Raw genomic sequence first — 22,891 nt, forward strand, 5'->3', positions numbered from 1 at the left:
AATACAAATCATTATAAAATAGTTTAAGTATTTCACTGCATATTTTTTGTATGTACCTATTTTATAAAGAACCACGTAACAAGTCACATCCTATAAAGGTCTGATATCATTCCTTATCAGTATTTCATTCGACATTTTTTGTCGAAACTTGTATATTCACTCCCTATATTATTAGAATATACATTTTGTTTTACGTTACAAAGCATCGGATATGAATACTTTCCCTAAAGAGGATACGCAGTAAAGGAGGCATCAAGTCAGTCCCATTGATCCATGACAAACAATCCATTCACAAAGCATTTTTATGCAATAAAAGGATTCATAAAGGAGGCACAATGAAAAAACTTTTCAATATATGTTTAATTGTATTCGTACTATTTTCACAGCTTGCTAGTTTTCCATACAATCAAGTAAAAGCGGAAACATTAACAGGCAATTCATTATTTGACACTGTTGAAATGAAAGATACAACGAATCATATTATTGACGAAGCATTAAATCCTAAAAACTTAATACAAGTAGGATCAACCATTCACTTAGAATATGCTTGGTCAATAAAAGATCATCAAACAGACTCAACGGTGCTCCAAATACCTAACGCATTAAAAATTAAAAGTAATCAACAAGGAAATCTGACGGCAGATCAGCAAGTTATTGGTCAATATTTTGTTACAGCAAACGATAACAAAATGAAACTAGTATTTAACGATCAAGTAAAAGATTCCAAAGGTGCTAACGGAAAAATCAATTTTGATACAGTATTCAATCCTGATTTAAAACCTGGTGCAAAATCTGTTCAACTCTCATTCCCTCTAGGCACAACAGCTAAGTCTATTTCAGTTCCTGTTCAAGTAGATAACCCAGCTTCCCCTACTACGAATAAGGATACTGCAGAGGAACCTACGGATGAGCAAAAGAATGGCGACGCTCAGCAACCTGCAGATGTGCAAAAGAACGGTGATGCTCAGCAACCTACGGATAAACAAAAGAACGACGATGCAGAGCAACCTGCGGATGAGCAAAAGAATGGCGATGCTCAGCAACCTGCGGATGAGCAAAAGAACGGTGATGCTCAGCAACCTGTGAATGAGCAAAAAAATGGCGATGCTCAGCAACCTGCGGATGAGCAAAAAAATGGTGATGCAGAGCAACCTACGGAAAATCCTGGTGATAACACAACAGAACAACCGGTTGAGAATCCAGATCCATCACCTAAGCAAATTACAGAAAATATTTTAACGGGTGTCACATTAACAGATAAAGACGGTAAACCATTTAACAATACGGATAATCGTCCAAATCCAAATTCTATTACCCAAATCGATTTTACATGGGAAGTTTTAAAATCGCTAAACATCAAAAAAGATGATTATTTTACTTTCCAACTCCCAGAATACTTTATTGTCCACAATACGATTACACAGGATTTAATAGATGGAAAAGGACATACGATTGGGTCATTCGTTGTTACGCCTGATGGCAAAGTAACGATGACTTTTAACGAATATGTTGAAGATCATCCTGATATAGCTGGACATTTAAACATTCGTACGGAGTTTAATGAAGTAAAAATTACAGGGACTACAGAAAAACAAATCCCATTCCCTATTAAAGAAAAAGACGTTATTATTGAGCTCGATTTTAAACCTAAAGTAAAACAATCTATAGATAAAAAAGGTGTACCTGATAGACCAACTAATACGAATCAAATTAATTGGACAGTAGAAATGAACAAGACAAAAGATACACTGACAAATGCTGTCTTCCAAGATAACATTCCAAATGGAGCAAGTCTCAATGAAGATTCTATTAAGGTTTATTATTTAGAGGTAGATATTAACGGGAAGACAACTCGTGGAGCAGAAGTTCCTAAGGAAGAATATGAACTTACTTCATCCTCTGATAAATTAAATATCGCTTTTAAAAACGAAACGAATAAAGCTTATCAAATTGAATATGCAACAAAGATTACAGATGAAAGTGTTACTAGTTTCAAAAATGAAGCAAAGGTATCAAGCAAGAATCAAAAAGATGTATCTGCAAATGCAACTGTAACTGTAAAACGAGGTACGCATCTAGAAAAAACTAGCAAGTACAATCCAAAAACACAAACAATCGAATGGACGATCACTTACAACGGTGACCAAAGAAAAATTGAAAAAGAGGCTGCTCTTTTAAAAGATATTCTAGATAAGGATCATAAAATTGATCTAAGTTCTATTGTTGTAAAAAATGCTTCTTATAATGATAGTGGGCAAATTGTCACTGGTGACAATGCTACAAACTTCACAGTAAAAGAAACGACTGAGGGATTTGATTTACAGTTTACTACTGATATTGATAGTGCCTACGTAATTACTTACACATCAAAAGCCGCGGGTGATGTCATCGCAGATGGTGAAATCGAAAATAAAATTATCGCAGATGGTGGTTCAAGTAAGACAAACAAGGTTACATTACAACAACAAAACATCATAAAGAAACATAATAAAAATGCAGGCGATACAGATTACAATGCGAAAACAACAAAATGGACAATTATTGTAAATGATAACAACTACGTGTTAAACGATGCTGTTATCAAGGATACGTTTGACTTTGGTGGTCTAACGTTACAGAAAGATAGTTTCAAAATTACAGATGGATCGAGAACGCTTGATCCAGAGTTTGATTACACACTTGATGTAACAGATAAAGGATTTGAAGTGAAACTAGCTGGTGATTATAAGTCTAATATGAATAAAACTTTAACTATCACATACACAACAGACTTTAATTACGAAACCCTATCTAAAGTAAAAGAGGATAAGAGTAAAAATAACTCATTCCAAAATACAGCAAAGTTATCATGGATAGACATAAATGATAACAAGAAAAATAGTTCATCCGACGATACATTCAATCCTGATCACTACACAAAAGGAAACGGATTTAAATACGGTTCTTACAATGCCCAAACGAAAGAAGTTACATGGAAAATTGGATTTAACTATAATAATAGAACAATTAAGACTCCTTCTATTGTTGATGTATTAAGAGATAACCAAAAATTAATACCGGAATCTATTGAAGTTCGGCATATGAAATTAACTGGTGGTGCAAATGGATTTGAAGTAAGTAATCCTGTCCCATCTAGCGAATATACAATAGAATATCCAACCAAAGATAATAACAATACATTAACAGTTCATTTTAAAAACGAAATTAATTCTGCATATTATATTAGCTTTAACACTTCACTTGCAGGCGAACAAATTAATAAGCGCTACGATAATTATGCCGATTTAAAAGATGGATCAAAAACTGTTACTACTATTCATGGTGCATTTGAAATCACAAACGGTGGTAGCGGGGTTATGAAAAAAGCAAAACAAAATGACAAGTATATTGATTGGAGCGTTTCTATTAATCCAAGTCAATCAACTATTGAAAATGCAGTCGTAACGGATGAACCGACAGACAATCAAATGCTTGATGAAAAGTCCTTCCACCTATACCCGACAACAGTAGCCGTGGATGGCACTTTAACGAAAGATACAACAAATGAATTAAAAGAAGGAACAGACTATAAACTCAAAGTAATAACAGACAACAATACAGGGAAACAACAATTTAAAGTTGAATTCCTTCATACGATTCATCGAGCTTATATTTTAGAATATCGCTCACTCATTAATGCAGATCATATGGAAACAGTAAGCAATAAAGCTAATATTACTGGTCACCGTTTAGTACTTGAAGAAACGAAAACTACTGAAGACGTAGTTGTTAAAGTATCTACTGGATCTGGAGGTGGTTCTGCTAGTAAAGGACGCGGGAGCCTTCAAATTATAAAGGTTGATGACAAAGATAGAAAAGTAGCATTAGCCGGAGCAGAATTTACTTTATATGATCAGACAGGTACAACCGCTATTCGACCAATTACAACAGGTGATGACGGTGTCGCTAAGTTTAACAACTTACGACGTGATAAATATTTAATTAAAGAAACGAAAGCACCTAAAGGTTATGTAATTAGTAAAGAATTAAGAGAAGGTATACTTGTTGAGCTAGGTTCTGAAGAAATTACAACATATACCCTTACAAATAAGAAATTTGTTGGGAAAGTAGTACTTACAAAAATTGATGCTCACAGTAAAGAAAATCTTGAACACGCTGTTTTCTCTTTACTGGATCAAAACAAACAAGTCATTCCTGAGCACAAAAAATTAACAACAAATAATAAAGGTCAAATTACTGTAGATAATTTAAAACCAGGAACTTACTACTTACAAGAAACAACGGCTCCTGAGCATTATCAATTAGATGGTCAACTTATTGAAGTTAAGATCGAAGAAGATCAAACAACAGTAATTGAAAAAGAAGCAAAAAATAATTTAATTACAGGGTCGGCTATACTAACAAAAGTTGATAAAAATGGTGAAACTTTAGCAGGGGCAGTATTTAGTGTACGAGACCGAAAAAACAAAATAATCCCTGGCTATGGAAAATTAACGACAAATGCCCAAGGACAAATCGAAGCAAAAGATTTACGTCCTGGAGACTATCAATTTGTTGAAGAAAAAGCTCCAAAAGACTATGACATAGATAAAAAACCAATTGAGTTTACAATTGTAAAAAGTCAAAAGAGCGCAGTTACTGTTACAGCAACAAATCACCTCATTAAAGGTGGCGTCACTTTAACAAAAACTGATGATATCGATGGTACAGCTCTTGCAGGTGCTGTATTTAAAATTGTTGACGCAAATGATGAAAAGAAAGTCATTCGCGAAAATGTAAAAACTGGCGCAGATGGTAAAGTAACTGTTAAAGACCTAGAGCCTGGTACGTATAAATTTGTTGAAACGGAAGCTCCTAAGGATTATGTGTTAAATGCAAATCCTATCGAGTTTACAATCGATAGAAGCCAACAGTCTTTTGCTACCGTGAAGGCAACAAATAGTTTAAAAACAGGCGAAGTCGAATTATTAAAAGTTGATGAATTCGGTGATAAAAAACCTCTTGCAGGTGCCGTATTTAAAATTGTCGATTTAAATAATAATGACGTTCGTACTGACTTAACTACAGATGCTGATGGAAAAACAAAAGCTGATAAGCTACGTCCTGGTACGTATAAATTTATTGAAATAGTTGCTCCTGAACATTACGTTTTACGAGCAGCACCTATTGAATTTACAATCGATAGAAGTCAGAAAGAAACTTTAATTGTGAAGGCTGAAAATGCTTTAAAACCAGGAGATGTTGAATTGACGAAAGTTGATGATATCGATGGTACAGCTCTTGCAGGTGCCGTATTTAAAATTGTTGATGCTAATGATGAAAAGAAAGTCATTCGTGAAAATGTAACAACTGGTGCGGATGGTAAAGCGATCGCTACTGGCTTACGCCCTGGCGATTATAAATTTATCGAAGTAACAGCACCGAAGTATTACGATAAAAATACAAATCCGATTAAATTCACAATTACCGAAAGTCAAACAACATCGGCTACCGTTACTGCTAAAAACAGCTTAACAAAAGGCGGTATTGAATTAACAAAAGTGAATGCTGCAGATGAAAAGGAAACACTTGAAGGTGCAGTATTTAAAATCGTTAATAGAGATACGAATGAAGATGCTCGTACGAACCTTGTTACGAATAGTGAAGGAAAGTTAGTTGTAGACGACTTACGTCCTGGTAACTATAAACTTATCGAAACGAAGGCTCCAACTTATTACGATGTAAATGTAGAACCAATTGAATTTACAATCGAAAAAGGACAACAAAAACTTCTTCCACTTACATTTAAAAATAGTTTAACGAAAGGAAAAGTTAAACTTATTAAAGAAGATGATGTGGAGAGTAGTATCGCTCTTGCCGGCGCAGTGTTCACATTACAAGACGCAACTGGCAAAGAAATTGCGAAAGATTTAAAAACAGATGATTATGGAGTACTAGTTATTCCTGATTTAGCACCAGGAGATTATCAATTTATTGAAACATCAGCTCCTGAACATTATAAATTAGATCAAACACCTATTAAGTTCACGATTAAAAAAGGTAGCAAGGATGATATTCCAGTCCCTGTCACTGTAAAAAACAGTTTACTTACAGGTGGCGTTACTTTAACTAAAGTGGATGACGTTGATGGCATTACACTTGAAGGTGCAGAATTTATCATTGTTGATGCTCATGATACGAAAAAAGTCGTTCGTAAAGGGCTAACTACTGATAAGCAAGGTATAGTTACCGCTTCTGATTTACGCCCGGGTGACTATCAATTTATTGAAGTAAAAGCTCCAAAAGACTATGACTTAAGAAAAGATCCTATTCCGTTCACTATCGGAAAAAGTCAGAAAGAAAACATTACTGTTACTGCTACTAACAGCTTAACGAAAGGCGGCGTCATTTTAACAAAAATTGATGACATCGATCGTACAATGCTGAAAGATGCAGTATTTAAAATTGTTGATATGGACGGGACAGAAGTTCGCACAAACCTTGTTACAGATGACAATGGTGAAATTTCTGTTTCTAATTTACGTCCAGGAGACTATCAGTTTATTGAAACAGCTGCTCCTGAACATTATGTGTTAGATGAGACACCAATTCCATTTAAAATTGAACGAAACCAAACGAAAAAGATTCCTGTTACAGGGAAAAACACGTTGAAAAAAGGTAGCGTTGAATTAACAAAAATTGACGATATTGATACTGATACGAAGCTCGCTCATGCCGTATTTAATTTATTAGATGCAGACGGAGAAGTAGTTAAAGAAGGATTAAAAACAAATGATGAAGGAAAAATTGTTGTTGAAAACCTACGTCCTGGTACGTATAAATTTATTGAAACAGCTGCTCCTGAACATTACGATTTAAATCAAACACCGATCGAATTTACAATTAAGAAAAGCCAAACTGAAACTCTTCATGTTACGGCAAAAAACGCTCTAACAAAAGGTGCAGTGGAACTTTCTAAAGTAGATGACATCGATGGTACTAAACTTGAAGGCGCAGTATTTAACATTGTTGATATGAAGGGTACTGTAATTCATAAAGGTCTTGTTACAAGTGGTAAAGGGAAAATTGAAATTAACGACCTACGTCCTGGTGATTATCAATTCATCGAAACAGAAGCTCCGAAGCATTACGTTTTAGATGAAACACCAATCAATTTCACTATTGAAAAAGGACAGAAAGAGACTATTTCTTTAACCGCTAAAAATAGTTTAAAACAAGGTAGTATCGAATTAATTAAAGTGGATGATTTAAACGATCAAACAAAACTTGCCGATGCCGTGTTTAATTTACTAGATCAAAACGGTAAAGTACTTAAAACGGATTTAAAAACAAACGGTGAAGGAAAAATCATTGTTGAAAACTTACGTCCTGGTACGTATCAATTTGTCGAAACTACGGCTCCGAAACATTATGATTTAGACAAAAAGCCAATGGTAGTTACAGTTGAAAAAAGCCAGAAAAATATTGCTACTGTTACTATGAAAAATAGTTTAACTAAAGGCGGCGTTGAACTTATTAAAGTGGACGACGTCGATGGTACTACTCTTGAAGGCGCAGTATTTAACATTGTTGATATGAAGGGTACTGTAATTCGCGAGAATCTTACTACAAATTCACAAGGTAAAATTAGCGTTTCTAACTTACGTCCTGGTGATTATCAATTCGTCGAGACGAAAGCTCCGAAACACTACGATTTAAATAAAGAACCGATTCCTTTCACTATTGAAAAAGGACAAGCCGAACCGATTTCTGTTACTGCTAAAAATAATTTAACTAAAGGTGCGGTAGAGCTTTCTAAAGTGGATGACGTCGATGGCACTGCCCTTAAAGGCGCAGTATTTAACATCATTGATTTAAGTAATGGCAAAGATATTCACATTAATCTTACGACAGATGCAGATGGAAAAATCTCTGTTCCAGATTTACGTCCAGGAAACTATCAGTTCGTTGAAACGAAAGCTCCTGAACACTACAAATTAGACAGTACACCGCTTAAATTTACAATTAAGAAAAGCCAAGCAGAGAAACTACAAGTCACTGCTACTAACAGCTTAATTGAAGGTGCTGTTGAATTAATTAAAGTGGATGATATAAATCTAGATACAAAACTTTCTGATGCAGTATTTAACATCATTGATGCGAAAGGTAAAGTTGTTCGCACGAATTTAACTACTGATAAAGACGGGAAAGTTTCTGCTTCTAATTTACGACCAGGAGATTATCAATTCGTTGAAACGAAAGCTCCTAAAGATTATGATTTAAACAAAACACCGATTCCTTTCACTATCGAGAAAAGCCAACCAGCTCACGTTTCTGTTACTGCTAAAAATGGCTTAACTAAAGGTGGCGTGGAATTAACGAAAATTGATTCTTTAGATGCGAAAGAAACGCTAGAAGGTGCAGTATTCAAAATTACTGATATGAACGGTAACGACATTCGTACGAATTTAGTTACCAATAAAGATGGCAAAATTGTCGCTAAAGACTTACAACCTGGAGACTATCAGTTTATTGAAACGAAAGCTCCGAAACATTATGACTTAAATGAAACACCTATTAAGTTCACAATTGAAAGAAGTCAAACAAAACATGTCTTCGTTACAGCTACGAACAGCTTAACGAAAGGTAGTGTGGAGTTAATTAAAGTGGATGATGTTGAAGAAAACACAACACTTGAGGGTGCGGTATTTAAAATTGTTAATAAGGATGGACACGACGTCCGTACTGATTTAACTACTGATAAAAACGGCCGTTTAGTTGTGGATGAATTACCACCAGGAGACTATGAGTTTATCGAAACAAAAGCTCCTACTCATTATGACTTAAACGAAACACCTATTAAGTTCACAGTTAAAAAAGGGCAAGAAAAAATCGCTTCCGTTACAGCTACGAATAGCTTAACTAAGGGTGCTGTGGAACTTTCTAAAGTAGATGATGTCGACGGTACTACCCTTAAAGGCGCAGTATTTAAAATCGTTGATATGAACGGGCACGACGTGCGTTCTAATTTAGCTACTGATAAAGATGGTAAAATTTCTGTTTCTGATTTACGTCCGGGAGACTACCAATTCGTTGAAACGAAGGCTCCTACTCATTACGACTTAAATCAAAATCCTATTAAGTTTACTGTTGAAAAAAGTCAAACGGCTACAGCTTCTGTTACTGCTACAAATAGCTTAACGAAGGGCGCTGGTGAATTAATTAAGCTTGACGACGTTGACAACTCTACTCTTGAAGGTGCGGTATTTAAAATCGTTGATCACAACGGCAATGATGTTCGTTCTGATTTAACTACTGATAAAGATGGTAAAATTTCTGTTTCTGATTTACGTCCGGGAGACTACCAGTTTATTGAAACGAAAGCTCCTACTCATTACGACTTAAATCAAAATCCTATCAAGTTTACTGTTGAAAAGAGTCAAACAACTACAGCTTCTGTTACGGCTACGAATAGCTTAACTAAGGGCGCTGTTGAATTAACTAAGGTCGATGACATCGACGGCTCTACTCTTGAAGGTGCTATCTTTAAAATTGTTGATCAAAACGGCAATGATGTTCGTTCTGATTTAACTACTGATAAAGATGGTAAAATTTCTGTTTCTGATTTACGCCCGGGAGACTATCAGTTTATTGAAACGAAAGCTCCTACTGGATACGATTTAAGTGCTAAGCCAATTCCTTTCACAATTACGAAAGGGCAATCTCAAGTTACTTCTGTTACAGCTTTAAATAGTTTAACGACAGGTTCAATGGAGTTAATTAAAGTTGATATGGATCACCATGGAACACTCGAAGGTGCCATTTTCAATATTTTAGATCAAGACGGAAAAGTAGTACGAGAAGGTTTACAAACAGATGGGCATGGTAAATTAATCGTAAATGATTTGAAACCTGGTAATTATCAATTAGTGGAAACAAAGGCTCCTGCTGGCTATCAATTGGATGCATCACCGATAAACTTTACAATTGAAAAAGCTCAAGCTACACCACTACAACTTACAGTTTCAAATAAAAAAATCGATTCTTCATCAGGTGGAGATGATAAACCAGTTACTCCTCCTAATAAAGAAGAGGAAACAGGGAAAGAAACTTCTGAAGAACTAGAAAAAGGAAATCCTGAAACACATGGTAAGGGAACTTCTGAAGAACTAGAAAAAGAAAACCCTGAAACACAAATAAACAAACAGCAAGATGACCGAAATAAGGGTAAAGAACTTCCAAATACGGGTCACAAAAATGATCCTACTCAAACAGTCGGCACCGTACTTCTACTAGCTGGCTTGTTAAGTATTTTAGCTACAAAACGCAAAAAATATTATTAATAGTTTTCACACCCAATCAAGTAAACATTTGATTGGGTGTTTTTTTATACAAAAAAGGACGATACGTAGAGTATCGTCCTTTTAACGGGGTGAGGCTGCCCAAAAGTACGGAAAACCTTTGAACAGCCTCGTATTTTCATATGGATGCCTTACATATATCACTGATGATAAGTATGAAATGCGGAAACATATTTATCATCACATGATTCAAACACGAGAAAAGAACCCTATAGGATTCTTTTCTCTACATAATCTAAAGTTTGGGTACACTAGATTCATGCAATGTAGGAGCTTTCCAAGCAGAAAGCGAACCTTCATTTAAAATGATAGCATACATATCTCCATCAAAAATATGCAAATATGCATATAGCGTTTTTTTATTTCTCAATGTCAGAATATTGAAAAATAATGAAGATAACGGTAAAATAAAGTCGTTATCCGTCTTCTTTTGTCAGGCATAGAGAATAGAAGAATAGGAGAGGAAAAAATGAAAAAATCTTTAAAACAAAAAATAGTAAGCTCTTTGCTTGCTGTATCACTCGCTGTTAGCTTAGCTCCAATCGGACAAGCCCAAGCTGATTCCACGTCAGAAATCACACAGACTTCACCTATCACAAAACAAGTTGATGCAAGTCGCGCCATCGAACACATTCGTTTCTTATCCGAAACAATTGGTCCTCGCCCTGGTGGGACAAAATCAGAAGAATGGGCTTCTCGCTACGTTGGTATGCAACTTAAATCAATGGGCTATGAAGTAGAATATCAACCATTTCAAGTGCCTGATCAATACGTTGGATTTATTGACTCACCATTATCCACAAAGCGTAATTGGCAAGCTGGCGCTGCCCCTAACGCACTAATTTCTACAGAAGCTGTTACAGCCCCTCTTATCTTTGTTCAAGGTGGGACAAAATTAGAGGATATCCCAAATGAAGTAAACGGAAAAATTGTTCTATTTGAAAGAGGAACAACAGTTACAGACTATAATAAACAAGTTGAAAATGCTGTTAGCAAAGGAGCAAAAGGTGTCCTTTTATACAGTTTAATTGGCGGACGCGGAAATTATGGACAAACCTTCAATCCCCGCCTAACGAAAAAGCAGTCTATCCCTGTCTTTGGTCTTGCTTATGCGCAAGGAAATGCATTTAAAGAGGAAATCGCTAAAAAAGGGACAACAATTCTTTCTCTAAAGGCGAGACATGAATCTAACTTAACATCACTAAATGTCATCGCTAAAAAGAAACCAAAAAATAGTACAGGTAATGAAAAAGCTGTCGTTGTAAGTTCGCACTATGATAGCGTAGTTGGAGCACCTGGAGCAAACGACAATGCTTCTGGTACAGGATTAGTATTAGAGTTAGCTCGTGCTTTTCAAAATGTAGAAACTGATAAAGAAATTCGTTTTATTGCTTTTGGTTCTGAAGAAACTGGCTTACTTGGCTCTGATTATTACGTTAATAATCTGCCCCAAAAAGAACGCGATCGAATTTTAGGTGTCTTTAATGCAGACATGGTTGCAACAAATTACGATAAAGCAAAGAATTTATATGCTATGACGCCTAACGGTTCTCCAAACCTTGTAACAGACGCGGCCTTACAAGCAGGTAAACAATTAAATAATGACCTCGTACTGCAAGGGAAATTCGGCTCTAGTGATCACGTTCCATTTGCTGAAGTTGGTATCCCTGCCGCCCTATTTATTTGGATGGGAGTAGATAGTTGGAATCCATTAATCTATCATATTGAAAAGGTATATCATACACCTCAAGATAACGTATTTGAGAACATTTCGCCTGAACGTATGAAAGTGGCATTAGAGGTTATCGGGACAGGAGTTTATAATACACTTCAAAAACCTGTTACTCAAACTGAACAGAAAGCTGCTTAATACAGAGCAAAGCCACCAATTATTTGGTGGCTTTTACTTTTATTCTTCTTTCCAATCTACTTTGACAAAACCATCTTTCACTTTCAAACCACTTATATTCAATGTATACTTTTTATTCGCTTTTAAAGTAGCTGTAAAAGCACCTTTTTTCGATTCACACACTTCTTTTAATTCCTCTATTTTTTCACCTTGTGCCTCGTAGAGACTAAAACATAAGTTGCCACGTTTCGCATCCGTTTCATAAGAAAACGTTACTGTCGTATCTTTATCGTACTGCAAAGGAATGTCCTTTCCTGCTATATCCCACGATGAAAATTCCGCTTCATAACTCTTATCCCCTTGCTTCTCGTTTTCCAAATATATATCTCCCGCTCTCCACGCATCATCTAACGTTTGCACAAAAGTAAAACCGCTAAGTAATACAAACATTGTACTTGCCAATATCGCAATTAATGTTAATTTTTGTTTTTTCATACCATTCATCTTATGTTCTCCGTCTACTTTCTTTTTACTTCTTCTTAATATATATATCAATACTCCAATAAAGAATGGCACTATAATAGCCACAACACTCCACCACTTACTTATTCCATGTATTTTCGCGTCAGTATACACCCATGATGCAACGCATATTAAAAGTGATATAAAAGCCAATAACATGATGATCCCAGCTGTTTCAAATGTAATAATCGAATTAACGAATTCTTTCATATGACTTATACTCCTTTTTCAAAAGTGCCTGTACTACAATGTATATAGGGATGTATACGTGCATCATAATGACTATCGCTATAATGATGGGAATTTGGTTATCCAAATGAGTAATAAATTGTTCTATAATCACCGTTAAAAAAACAATCCAAACGGCATGAATACAAATAACCCATCTCTTCTCTATCTTTTGAGCATTTCGCACAATCTGCTTCGTATTATTTATTAGCTCTTCGCTTGGAATCATCTCCCCCGCTAAGCTACTTTTTATCTTCTGATCAAACTTATCTTCCGTCATAAACGAACACCTCCAAACGTTCCCGCATTTGCTTCTTCGCATAATTAAGGCGGTATTTCACCGTACCAATCGGTATATTTAATATTTCGCTCATTTCTTTATAAGAGTATTGTTCATAATAGTAGAGTACGAGCACAGTTTTATATTTTTCATTCAATAACTGTATAACTTCCCATATCATTTCCGCTTCCACTTTTTGAATAAATTCTTCTGATATATCCACTTCATCTGCGAAATCGATTTCTCCCCCATCCTCTTTATGAAACAAATCCAATACGCGATCTTTCCACCTTTTCTTCTTACGATAAAAGTCATAAAACGTACGAACACAAATTGTAGTAACCCATTTTTTATAATTTTCCACGCAAGAAAGCTGGTGCCTAGAGGAAAAAACTTTTATCCAAGTCTCTTGAAAAATATCTTCTGCATCTTCTTTCGTTTTCGCTAATTTATAGCATAAGGAATATATTTGCTGCTTATATATATCAATTAATTCTTCTACCTTTTCTTCCATCTTAAACCTCCTGTCATTTATATAAGACGACGCAAATTCTCCTTTTGTTTGATAAAATTTTATTTTTTTATTATCTCCATACAAAAAGGCAATCACAACATCGTGTGATTGCCTTTTACTGAAAGCGAAAAATCGGCTTCCGCTTTTCTCTATGTCCAGCTCCAGCGGCTAGAATACTCGGTGGCTTCGCGCCTTCCTATTCTGAACGAGCCGCTTTCGCTTTTCTTAATTACATTTTTTCTGGTGCAGATACTCCTACGATTGCTAATGCGTTTTGAAGTGTAGTACGTACTGCCTTCATTAACTCATAGCGAGCTTTACTTAATTCTAAGTTGTCTTGGTTTAATACTTTTTCTGCATTGTAGAAGCTGTGTAATGCTGCTGCTAATTCAAATGCATAGCTTGTAATGCGGTGTGGCAGACGTTTTTGCGCTGCATCCGCAACTACTGCCGGGAATTCACCAAGTTTTTTCAGTAACTCTACTTCTTTCTCAGAAGTAACAAGTTTGTAGTTCACGTCTCCGCCTGTAGCTAATCCTAACTCTTCACCTTGACGAAGGATACTGCATACGCGAGCATGAGCATACTGTGCATAGTATACTGGGTTTTCATTAGATTTTGATACAGCTAAGTCCATATCGAAGTCTAAATGAGAATCACCGCTACGCATTGCGAAGAAGTAACGCATTGCGTCCACGCCTACTTCTTCCATAAGCTCACGAAGTGTAACTGCTTTACCTGTACGCTTACTCATCTTCATTTTTTCACCATTTTGGTACAGTTGTACCATTTGGATGATTTCTACTTCAAGTGTTTCTTTATCGTAACCAAGCGCTTGAATAGCAGCTTTCATACGAGGAATGTAACCGTGGTGGTCAGCACCCCAAATGTTGATTAACTTATCGAAACCACGCTCTAATTTATCACGGTGGTAAGCGATATCTGGCGTTAAGTATGTGTAAGAACCGTCGTTTTTAATTAATACACGGTTTTTGTCGTCACCGTAAGTCATAGAACGGAACCAAGTTGCGCCGCCTTCTTCAAAGATCTCATCACGCTCTTTTAATACTGCAAGTGCAGCATCGATTTTTCCATTTTTGTATAATGATGTTTCTGAGAACCATACATCGAATTTAACACGGAAGCTTTCTAAGTCTTTTTGAAGTTTTGCTAGCTCATATTTTAAACCGTATGAACGATAGAACTCATAGCTTTCTTCTGCATCAGCCTTTGCATAACGATCACCAAATTCTTCAGCTAAAAGCTTACCGATTCCAATGATGTCCGCACCATGGTATCCGTCTTCTGGCATTTCTTTCTCTAGGCCTAAAGCTTGCATGTAACGAGCTTCAACAGAAAGCGCTAAGTTATGAATTTGGTTACCAGCGTCATTAATGTAGTACTCACGAGATACATCGTACCCTGCTTTTGCTAATACGTTACATAAAGTGTCACCCACTGCTGCACCACGTGCATGTCCTAAGTGAAGGTCACCTGTTGGGTTCGCAGATACGAACTCAATTTGTACTTTTTCACCTTTACCAGTATTCGTTTCACCGTAAGCTTCGCCAGCGTTAACGATTGTTGGGATTAAGTCTGTTAAGTAGCTATTATCCATGTAGAAGTTAATGAAACCAGGACCTGCGATTTCAATTTTTTCAATAGAAGCTTTTGCTTTATCGAAGTTTGCAACCAATTCTTCTGCAATCATACGAGGTGCTTTTTTCGCAACGCGTGCAAGTTGCATTGCCATATTTGTAGAGAAATCACCGTTTGTTTTATCTTTTGGAGATTCTAATACAACGTTTGGAATCTGTTCTTCTGTCGCTAATTCTGCCTTTAATACAGCAGCTTGAATTTCTTCTTTAATTAATCCTTTTACTTGTTCTAAAGAATTCATTATTTTGCCTCCTTCAAATTAAGTGTAATTGTATATCTGCCAGCTTCTTGTTCACTTAGAAGCAATGCGTACGTTAAGAAGAGTTGTCCTTTTTTCTTTTCATCCGACCATTTAAAAAGAACGTTATCAGTTTTCGTTTGCAATGCAAACGTACCAAGTTCACTCGTATACGTACCAGTTGTCCATTCACCTTTCACATGCGTTTGACGCATTGAAACAGCACCTGAACGCATAATGAGAACTTGTTCATCTTGAATTTTAATAATTGTTTTCACTTCGCCCTGTTCGTTCGGCTCTTGGAATGTTACGTATGTACCTTGACCTTTTACATAGTATTGACCATTTGCTTCAAAAGCAACGGTTTCCTTCCTCGCCCCTTCACGGATTTCTGTTACGAAATGAACGTGTACCGGCAAGCCTGCAAGTTGTTTCTCCACGTCTTGCACACCTTTCAAATGTTATAGATATTAAATACTACTTATAATAAATCACTTTTCCTATCATATCAAAAAAAACCTCTGTCTGTCTGCTGAAAAATCAGGAAAACTCCATTTCAAAAAATAATTCACTTTCCCTTTATTTCATATGATAAAATATTTTTTAAATCTAAATATTCTTTCATTTGAAGAGGTGAGTTAAGTGCTACCAACAAAATTGAAAAAAGATGATGAAATTAGAGTTATTTCACCATCTTGTAGTTTAAGTATTGTCTCAAATACGAACCAAGAGCTTGCTATAAAAAGATTAACTGACATGGGCTTTCAAGTTACATTCTCAACATATGCTGATGAGATCGATCGATTTGCTTCCTCTTCTATTTCTTCACGCATTCAAGACCTCCACGAAGCATTTAGAGACCCGAATGTAAAAGCCATTTTAACGACACTTGGCGGATACAACTCTAATGGTTTATTGAAACATCTCGATTATGATTTAATTCGAGAAAATCCAAAGTTTTTCTGTGGCTATTCTGATATTACCGCCTTAAATAATGCTATCTACGCAAAAACAGGACTCGTTACATATTCAGGACCCCATTTCTCTTCATTTGGAATGGAGAAAGGGCTCGAGTATACGAACGATTACTTTTTAAAATGCTTAACTTCTAATGAGCCTATTGAAGTCCTGCCATCTGAAACATGGAGCGATGATTCTTGGTACGTCGATCAGGAAAATCGAGAATTCATTAAAAATGAAGGATATGTTTCCATTCACGAAGGCGAAGCAACTGGAGAAATTATCGGTGGTAATATGAGCACATTGAATTTACTGCAAGGTACACCATATATGCCAAATTTACAGGATAAAATTTTATTTCTTGAAGAGGATAGTTTAACCGGAACATCTACCCTTAAAACTTTTGATCGTTATTTACACTCCCTTATGCAGCAACCAAATTTTGAGTGCGTAAAGGGAATCGTCATAGGAAAGATGCAAAAAGGTGCAGAATGTACGATAGAAGACATTCAAGAAATGATCGCTTCAAAACCTGAACTTGCACATATCCCTATCATTGCAAACGCAAGTTTCGGGCATACAACCCCGATTTTCACTTTCCCAATTGGTGGACGTGCAAAAATCATTTCTAACAAAGATAAGACATCTATCACCATTTTAACGCACTAAAAAAAGGAGCGAATGAGTCGCTCCTTTTATGGTTTTTCTATTTTTTCCAACGCTTTTTGTGGAATTGATTCTTTTGAGATTTCAGCCCATCCTTTTCCTTGCATACCTTTTGCATAAATTTTTATAAATGCTCCCGTATGCAATTCACGGTTCATCATTCTTTTCACAACTTGTAACTTTCCGTCTTCTGTATACCCTTTAAAAGTGTATAAGTATTCTCCATCTTTTTTCTCACCTTTATCTATAACCGCATAATAATCTTGTATTTCTTTATTTGAAAAGAAGTTGTCTACAAAAGCATGTACACCTTCTGTTTTTGTATTTAAATAATATGCCGTCCCCCCTAAAATAATGGCGAACACAGCTAAAACTTTAATTACCAATTTCATAAATGCGCCTCCTGTTTGCACTTCTTTCTCACTAACCTTATGTCTATACATGTATTATACGAAAAACAACATACTATACTCTATCGAAACGCCTTACACTTTCCTTACATTATTGTAAGAGTTTTTCCCTTTATAGCAAATTCCCATCAAAAAATTTTTCCGTTTAACAAACTTTTATATTATTATTGAATGATACGAATTTTTATTACAAAATCAAAGGAGACAGTTTTCAAATGGCTATCTTGCAAGGTTTAGCACTATTACTTGTTGTACTTTGTCTATTTACACTTTTTAGTTACCGTGCTCCTTACGGCATGAAAGCAATGGGTGCTTTAGCTAATGCAGCAATCGCAAGTTTTCTTATTGAAGCATTTCACCGTTATATCGGTGGGGAAATGTTTCATAATGACTTTTTACAATCAGTAGGAGAAGCTTCTGGTAGTATGAGCGGTGTCGCAGCGGCAATTTTAGTCGCACTAGCAATCGGTGTTTCACCCGTATATGCTGTTTTAATCGGTATCGCTACTAGTGGATTCGGTATTTTACCAGGATTTTTCGCTGGATACATTTGCGCTTTCGTCGTGAAATTTCTCGAAAAGAAATTACCGGCTGGTGTAGAATTTTTAGCAATTTTATTTATTGCTGCACCAATCTCGCGCGGCATGGCAATGCTTATGGATCCACTCGTGAACGCAACGCTCGGTAAAATCGGTTCTATGATTTCAGTTGCAACTACAGAAAGTCCTATCATTATGGGTATTATGCTTGGTGGATTAATAACAGTTATTTCTACCTCTCCATTAAGTTCTATGGCACTAACTGCAATGCTTGGATTAACAGGTTTACCAATGGCAATTGGTAGTCTTGCCGTAGCAGCCTCCGCCCCGATGAACTTTATTTTCTTTAAGCGACTAAAAATTTGCTCGAAGAAAGATACAATCGCTGTAGCAATCGAGCCTTTAACACAAGCCGATGTTGTTTCAGCAAATCCAATTCCTATTTATGCGACAAACTTCGTTGGCGGTGCACTTGCTGGTATTATTACATCTCTGTTCCAGCTCGTTAATAATGCGCCAGGAACAGCATCACCAATCCCAGGACTTCTTGTCTTATTCGGATTTAATGACGTTGTAAAAGTAACAATTGCTGCTGTATTATGTGGAATCGTTACCACTATTGTTGGATATATCGGATCAATCATATTCCGCAAATATCCAATTCGTTCTGCCGATGAAATTCGCGGCATTACTTCAGAAGAGAAAGTTGCATAAGAAAAAGAGCTATTCTCATCGTTTGAGAATAGCTCTTTTTTATGTCGCATGTTGGTAAATGAAATTATATCAGCGATTTATTAAATATATCGACCGTAACTCGAATTATATCGGCGATTTTTCGAATATATCGACTTACCGACACATAACGACAAAGTAAGAGCCCCCTATTCATATAGGGGGCTCTTACTTTATCCAGCTACGGCAGCTAGAATCTCCGACCATTTCACACTCTCGGCCTGCACCAAAAGCGCTTCTCTGTCGAGCATTCCATGACCTGCGATTCTGAGCAAGCCGCTTCACTTTTATTTCACCCAACCGAGCAGCATTTCCCGCACGAATTTGCTTGCTGCGACTGGTGTTTGATCACTATGGTCGTAGACAGGAGCTACTTCTACTAAGTCTGCTCCAACTACATTTATATTTGAATTTGCAATTGCCACGATGGAATCTAATAATTCTTTAGATGTGATACCTCCAGCTTCTAACGTTCCTGTCCCAGGAGCATGAGCTGGGTCTAATACGTCAATGTCGATTGTGACATAGACTGGGCGTCCTGCAAGTTTCGGTAATACTTCTTTTAACGGTTCTAATACGTCAAACTTATATAAGTTCATACCTACTTCTTTTGCCCATTCGAATTCTTCCTTCATTCCAGAACGAATACCGAAAGAATATACGTTTTCCGGACCAATTAAATCGCACACTTTACGAATAGGTGTAGAGTGGGATAAAGGCTCTCCCTCATATGACTCACGTAAGTCAGTATGAGCATCCATATGGATGATTGCTAAATCCGGATATTTTTTTGCCATTGCCTTAAAAATTGGCCAAGACACTAAGTGCTCTCCGCCGAGACCTAGTGGAAACTTACCGGCATCTAAAAGTTTTGATACATACTCTTCAATCATGTCTATGCTGCGCTGTGCGTTTCCGAATGGTAATGGAATATCACCCGCATCAAAATATTTTACCTCTTCTAGTTCACGATCTAAATATGGGCTATATTCTTCAAGACCGATTGATACTTCACGAATACGTGCAGGGCCAAAACGAGAACCTGGACGGTAGCTTACTGTCCAATCCATAGGCATCCCATAAATAACTGCCTCTGACTCTTCAAAACTTGGATGACTTTTAATAAATACTTTACCTGAATAAGCTTCATCAAAACGCATACTCTTTTCCTCCTTGTGTGGAACTTAAGGTATCCCAACCTTTCATTATTTCTCAAATTTGGAGCGAGTTGCTCCTCTTTCTCGATTTACCGGGTCTTCTGTTTCATAACAAGAAGACGATTTTCTTTACAGGAGTGTAAGTAGCTAGCATGTTCAAGTCTTCTGGACAAACACCTTAAATGAGCTACTTACACTTTATTTGTTCAATACGATTCTCTTACTTAATTAAATCGCCAACAAATTTCGGTAATGCGAATGCTGCATTGTGTAATTCTTTTGTGTAGTATTTCGTTTCGATTTCGTGGAAACGCTCTTCACTTACTTCTAATGGATCATGTTTTTTAGATCCAATTGTGAACGTCCAAAGACCACTTGGGTAAGTTGGAATGTTCGCTGTGTATAAACGAGTAATTGGGAAGATCTCTTTTACGTCTTTAAACACAGTTGTAATTAGTTCTGGTGTGAACCAAGGGTTGTCCGTTTGTGCAACGAAAATACCGTCTTCTTTTAACGCTTTAGAAATTCCAGCGTAGAATCCTTTTGTAAATAAGTTTACTGCTGGTCCTACTGGCTCAGTAGAATCTACCATAATTACGTCATATTCATTTTCGCTTTCTGCGATGTGTAGGAAACCGTCTCCTACTTTTACTTCTACACGCTCATTGTCTAATGCGCCTGCAATTGATGGTAAGTATTGTTTTGAGTACTCAATTACTTTTCCATCGATTTCAACAAGAGTTGCTTTCTTTACGCTTGGGTGTTTTAACACTTCACGAATAACACCACCATCGCCGCCACCTACAACTAATACGTTTTCAGGGTTTGGATGTGTAAATAAAGGTACGTGCGCTACCATTTCATGATAAACGAACTCATCTTTTTCTGTTGTCATAACCATGCCATCTAAAATAAGCATGTTTCCGAACTCTTCCGTCTCAACCATATCAAGCTTTTGGAATTCTGTTTGCTCCGTATGTAATGTGCGGTTAATACGCGCCGTAATCCCAAAATGTTTTGTTTGTTTTTCAGTGAACCATAGTTCCATCGTACAATCACGCCTCTCAATGCAAATTTATAATAGGGACATCATTAATGTCCCCTAACAAAAATAAAACAAAACATCCAAAAAGTATAGTTAAAAGTACAAAAATACCGAAAATATATTTTAGTCAGAGGGTTCTAACATATATGTATAAAGAAACCCTTTCTTAAGAAAGGGTTTTTGTCTCTACTTCTACCGGCTTTCCAACCGGAATTAAAATCATTACACAACCGACTAACACAACAATTCCACCAACTAAAAACGGACTTTGCGGTGAAACAGTGTGACCGATGATTCCGGATAAGATTGGTGCAATTGCGCCACCTAACCAACGAACGAAGTTATAAACACCTGATGTAACAGATCTTTCATAAGGTGAAATATCCATTACATAACTTGTAAATAGTGCATTATTTAATCCGGATGCTAATCCTGATAGAACAATTAATACAATTTGTAACCACATAATTTTCACAAAGAATAGTGCGATTAAGAAAAGCGCAAATACAAGTAAACTACCTTTCAACAATGCTTTTGGCTCATATTTACCTTCTAACTTGTGAGCCAAAATGGCAGAACCGTAAGCTAACGCTAATCCCCATCCGCAAAATACAAACCCTAATTGAATCGCAGATAAATGCATAATAAGTGGTGAATATGCTAATACAACGAAAAATCCGTAGTAGTATAACATTCCTGAAATTGCACCTTGCATAAACGGTTTATACTTCACCAGGTTAAGTAATTCTCCCACGCCTGCCGCTTTACGTTTCACTTTTCGCTCCGGTTCTTTTACAAAAAAGAAAACTAAAATAAATGCTAAGAAAATTAAAATACTCGTCGCAAAAAATGGGTAACGCCAAGAATGCCCACCTAATATCCCGCCTAATAACGGTCCGCCTGCCATCCCTAAACCGATAGCTGCTTCATATAATCCTACTGCTTCATGAACCTCTTTACTTAATGCAATCAATAATGTCATTGCCGTTGCAAAGAACATCGCATTCCCTAATCCCCATCCAGCGCGGAAAAGAGATAATTGAGCAATCGTTTGCGATATACCGCATATAAACGCAAATACAGTCACGACCGCAAGACCGATCGTCATCATTCTCTTATCACCAAATCTCGATGCGAATATTCCAGCTGGTAACATCATAATTGCCATCGTTAAAATATATGCTGTAAATAACATCTCTACTTGCCAATGCGATGCACCAATCTTTTCAGCAATAATCGGCAAGATTGGATCGACTACCCCTATACCTGAAAAGGCAAGGAAGGTAGCCACCACTGTAATCAATCTCCCTAGTTTTTGTTTGCTCTCCATTTTGATTACTCTCCTTTTGTATTCTCTAAAAATGTCGCTGCACGATGTAAACTATCTTCGAGTTCCGCCTTTACGCGCTGCATTTGCTCCATTTTCTCGTCTAGCGTTTGCACTTGTTTTTCAAGCATCTCTTTAATTTCTTGAATCACTTCGCGGTCACGAGGATTCTCACTATTTCTTCTTTGCTCCATTCTTTCTTTTAATGATAAGAAATGTTGCATTTCTTGAAGCGTGATCCCTAGCACTTCTTTCGCTTCCACAATCCTTTTAATTCTAGCGATGTCCTCGTCTGTATACAGGCGAATGTTCCCCTCACTACGTTCAGGGGGATGAATTAAACCAATTTCCTCATAATAACGAAGTGTACGTTTTGTTAAACCAACTTGCTTTGTGACTTCATCAATTTTATACATGTTTATTCC

14 protein-coding genes are annotated in these 22,891 nt (G+C 36.5%); 4 read left to right on the plus strand and 10 right to left on the minus strand.

Annotated features, from left to right (window positions below; all coding sequences use genetic code 11):
* Positions 1 to 335: 335 nt before the first annotated feature.
* Together MHB74_RS26500 and MHB74_RS26505 are read left to right on the plus strand one after the other, a co-directional pair.
* A complete protein-coding gene (locus tag MHB74_RS26500; protein ID WP_061680045.1) occupies positions 336 to 10,322 on the plus strand; it encodes a SpaA isopeptide-forming pilin-related protein in 9,987 nt (3,328 codons plus the stop codon).
* Positions 10,323 to 10,809: 487 nt separating this feature from the next.
* Entirely contained in the window at positions 10,810 to 12,210 is a 1,401-nt protein-coding gene (locus MHB74_RS26505) for a M28 family metallopeptidase (protein WP_061680046.1), read from the plus strand.
* A gap of 39 nt (positions 12,211 to 12,249) precedes the next feature.
* On the opposite strand, the gene MHB74_RS26510 is transcribed toward MHB74_RS26505, so the two are convergent.
* The 5 genes from MHB74_RS26510 to MHB74_RS26530 all read right to left on the minus strand — a co-directional run bounded on the left by MHB74_RS26510 (position 12,250) and on the right by MHB74_RS26530 (position 16,070).
* Positions 12,250 to 12,921 carry a hypothetical protein gene (locus MHB74_RS26510; protein WP_061680047.1) on the minus strand — a complete coding sequence of 224 codons (672 nt, stop codon included), beginning with the start codon at positions 12,919 to 12,921 and terminating at the stop codon, positions 12,250 to 12,252.
* Complete coding sequence (locus MHB74_RS26515) at positions 12,905 to 13,219, minus strand: hypothetical protein (protein ID WP_061680048.1); 315 nt, start codon at positions 13,217 to 13,219, stop codon at positions 12,905 to 12,907. Before MHB74_RS26515 ends, MHB74_RS26510 begins: the two co-directional genes overlap by 17 nt.
* Positions 13,206 to 13,733, minus strand: a complete 528-nt coding sequence (locus MHB74_RS26520) for an RNA polymerase sigma factor (RefSeq protein WP_061680049.1) — start codon at positions 13,731 to 13,733, stop codon at positions 13,206 to 13,208. Before MHB74_RS26520 ends, MHB74_RS26515 begins: the two co-directional genes overlap by 14 nt.
* Positions 13,734 to 13,962: 229 nt before the next feature.
* The gene (gene argS / locus MHB74_RS26525; protein ID WP_001086441.1) at positions 13,963 to 15,633 is read right to left on the minus strand and encodes an arginine--tRNA ligase; all 1,671 of its coding nucleotides are present in this window, start codon (positions 15,631 to 15,633) and stop codon (positions 13,963 to 13,965) included.
* Complete coding sequence (locus MHB74_RS26530) at positions 15,633 to 16,070, minus strand: DUF1934 domain-containing protein (RefSeq protein ID WP_000414868.1); 438 nt, start codon at positions 16,068 to 16,070, stop codon at positions 15,633 to 15,635. Before MHB74_RS26530 ends, argS begins: the two co-directional genes overlap by 1 nt.
* Before the next feature lie 202 nt (positions 16,071 to 16,272).
* Here MHB74_RS26530 and MHB74_RS26535 point away from each other — a divergent pair, with 202 nt between their 5' ends.
* Complete coding sequence (locus MHB74_RS26535; RefSeq protein WP_061680050.1) at positions 16,273 to 17,259, plus strand: S66 family peptidase; 987 nt, start codon at positions 16,273 to 16,275, stop codon at positions 17,257 to 17,259.
* A 26-nt stretch (positions 17,260 to 17,285) separates the two neighbouring features.
* Here the strand turns inward: MHB74_RS26535 and MHB74_RS26540 are convergent, their stop codons facing one another.
* The gene (locus MHB74_RS26540) at positions 17,286 to 17,648 is read right to left on the minus strand and encodes a YxeA family protein (protein ID WP_061680051.1); all 363 of its coding nucleotides are present in this window, start codon (positions 17,646 to 17,648) and stop codon (positions 17,286 to 17,288) included.
* Between the two features lie 233 nt (positions 17,649 to 17,881).
* Here MHB74_RS26540 and MHB74_RS26545 point away from each other — a divergent pair, with 233 nt between their 5' ends.
* Positions 17,882 to 18,919 carry a PTS sugar transporter subunit IIC gene (locus MHB74_RS26545; protein WP_000996305.1) on the plus strand — a complete coding sequence of 346 codons (1,038 nt, stop codon included), beginning with the start codon at positions 17,882 to 17,884 and terminating at the stop codon, positions 18,917 to 18,919.
* Positions 18,920 to 19,224: 305 nt separating this feature from the next.
* On the opposite strand, the gene speB is transcribed toward MHB74_RS26545, so the two are convergent.
* The 4 genes from speB to MHB74_RS26565 all read right to left on the minus strand — a co-directional run bounded on the left by speB (position 19,225) and on the right by MHB74_RS26565 (position 22,882).
* Entirely contained in the window at positions 19,225 to 20,097 is an 873-nt protein-coding gene (gene speB / locus MHB74_RS26550) for an agmatinase (protein ID WP_061680052.1), read from the minus strand.
* Positions 20,098 to 20,314: 217 nt separating this feature from the next.
* Positions 20,315 to 21,142: a polyamine aminopropyltransferase gene (speE, locus tag MHB74_RS26555; RefSeq protein ID WP_000424696.1), complete on the minus strand. Its 828-nt coding sequence runs from the start codon at positions 21,140 to 21,142 to the stop codon at positions 20,315 to 20,317.
* 163 nt (positions 21,143 to 21,305) lie between these two features.
* A complete protein-coding gene (locus MHB74_RS26560; RefSeq protein ID WP_061680053.1) occupies positions 21,306 to 22,469 on the minus strand; it encodes an MFS transporter in 1,164 nt (387 codons plus the stop codon).
* Positions 22,470 to 22,474: 5 nt separating this feature from the next.
* On the minus strand, positions 22,475 to 22,882 hold the full coding sequence (locus MHB74_RS26565) for a MerR family transcriptional regulator (RefSeq protein ID WP_061680054.1): 408 nt from the start codon (positions 22,880 to 22,882) through the stop codon (positions 22,475 to 22,477).
* Positions 22,883 to 22,891: the final 9 nt, after the last annotated feature.

The organism is Bacillus sp. FSL K6-0069, assembly GCF_038007785.1.
In the GTDB taxonomy this organism is placed as follows: Bacteria; Bacillota; Bacilli; order Bacillales; family Bacillaceae_G; genus Bacillus_A; species Bacillus_A mobilis.

Bases quoted from the DNA above. Each gene is read 5' to 3' on its own strand.
- MHB74_RS26545 (WP_000996305.1), top strand. From the start codon at position 17,882: ATGGCTATCTTGCAAGGTTTAGCACTATTACTTGTTGTACTTTGTCTA.
- MHB74_RS26560 (WP_061680053.1), bottom strand. From the start codon at position 22,469: ATGGAGAGCAAACAAAAACTAGGGAGATTGATTACAGTGGTGGCTACC.
- MHB74_RS26540 (WP_061680051.1), bottom strand. From the start codon at position 17,648: ATGAAATTGGTAATTAAAGTTTTAGCTGTGTTCGCCATTATTTTAGGG.
- MHB74_RS26510 (WP_061680047.1), bottom strand. From the start codon at position 12,921: ATGAAAGAATTCGTTAATTCGATTATTACATTTGAAACAGCTGGGATC.
- MHB74_RS26565 (WP_061680054.1), bottom strand. From the start codon at position 22,882: ATGTATAAAATTGATGAAGTCACAAAGCAAGTTGGTTTAACAAAACGT.
- MHB74_RS26515 (WP_061680048.1), bottom strand. From the start codon at position 13,219: ATGACGGAAGATAAGTTTGATCAGAAGATAAAAAGTAGCTTAGCGGGG.
- MHB74_RS26505 (WP_061680046.1), top strand. From the start codon at position 10,810: ATGAAAAAATCTTTAAAACAAAAAATAGTAAGCTCTTTGCTTGCTGTA.
- speE (WP_000424696.1), bottom strand. From the start codon at position 21,142: ATGGAACTATGGTTCACTGAAAAACAAACAAAACATTTTGGGATTACG.
- MHB74_RS26520 (WP_061680049.1), bottom strand. From the start codon at position 13,733: ATGGAAGAAAAGGTAGAAGAATTAATTGATATATATAAGCAGCAAATA.
- argS (WP_001086441.1), bottom strand. From the start codon at position 15,633: ATGAATTCTTTAGAACAAGTAAAAGGATTAATTAAAGAAGAAATTCAA.
- speB (WP_061680052.1), bottom strand. From the start codon at position 20,097: ATGCGTTTTGATGAAGCTTATTCAGGTAAAGTATTTATTAAAAGTCAT.
- MHB74_RS26500 (WP_061680045.1), top strand. From the start codon at position 336: ATGAAAAAACTTTTCAATATATGTTTAATTGTATTCGTACTATTTTCA.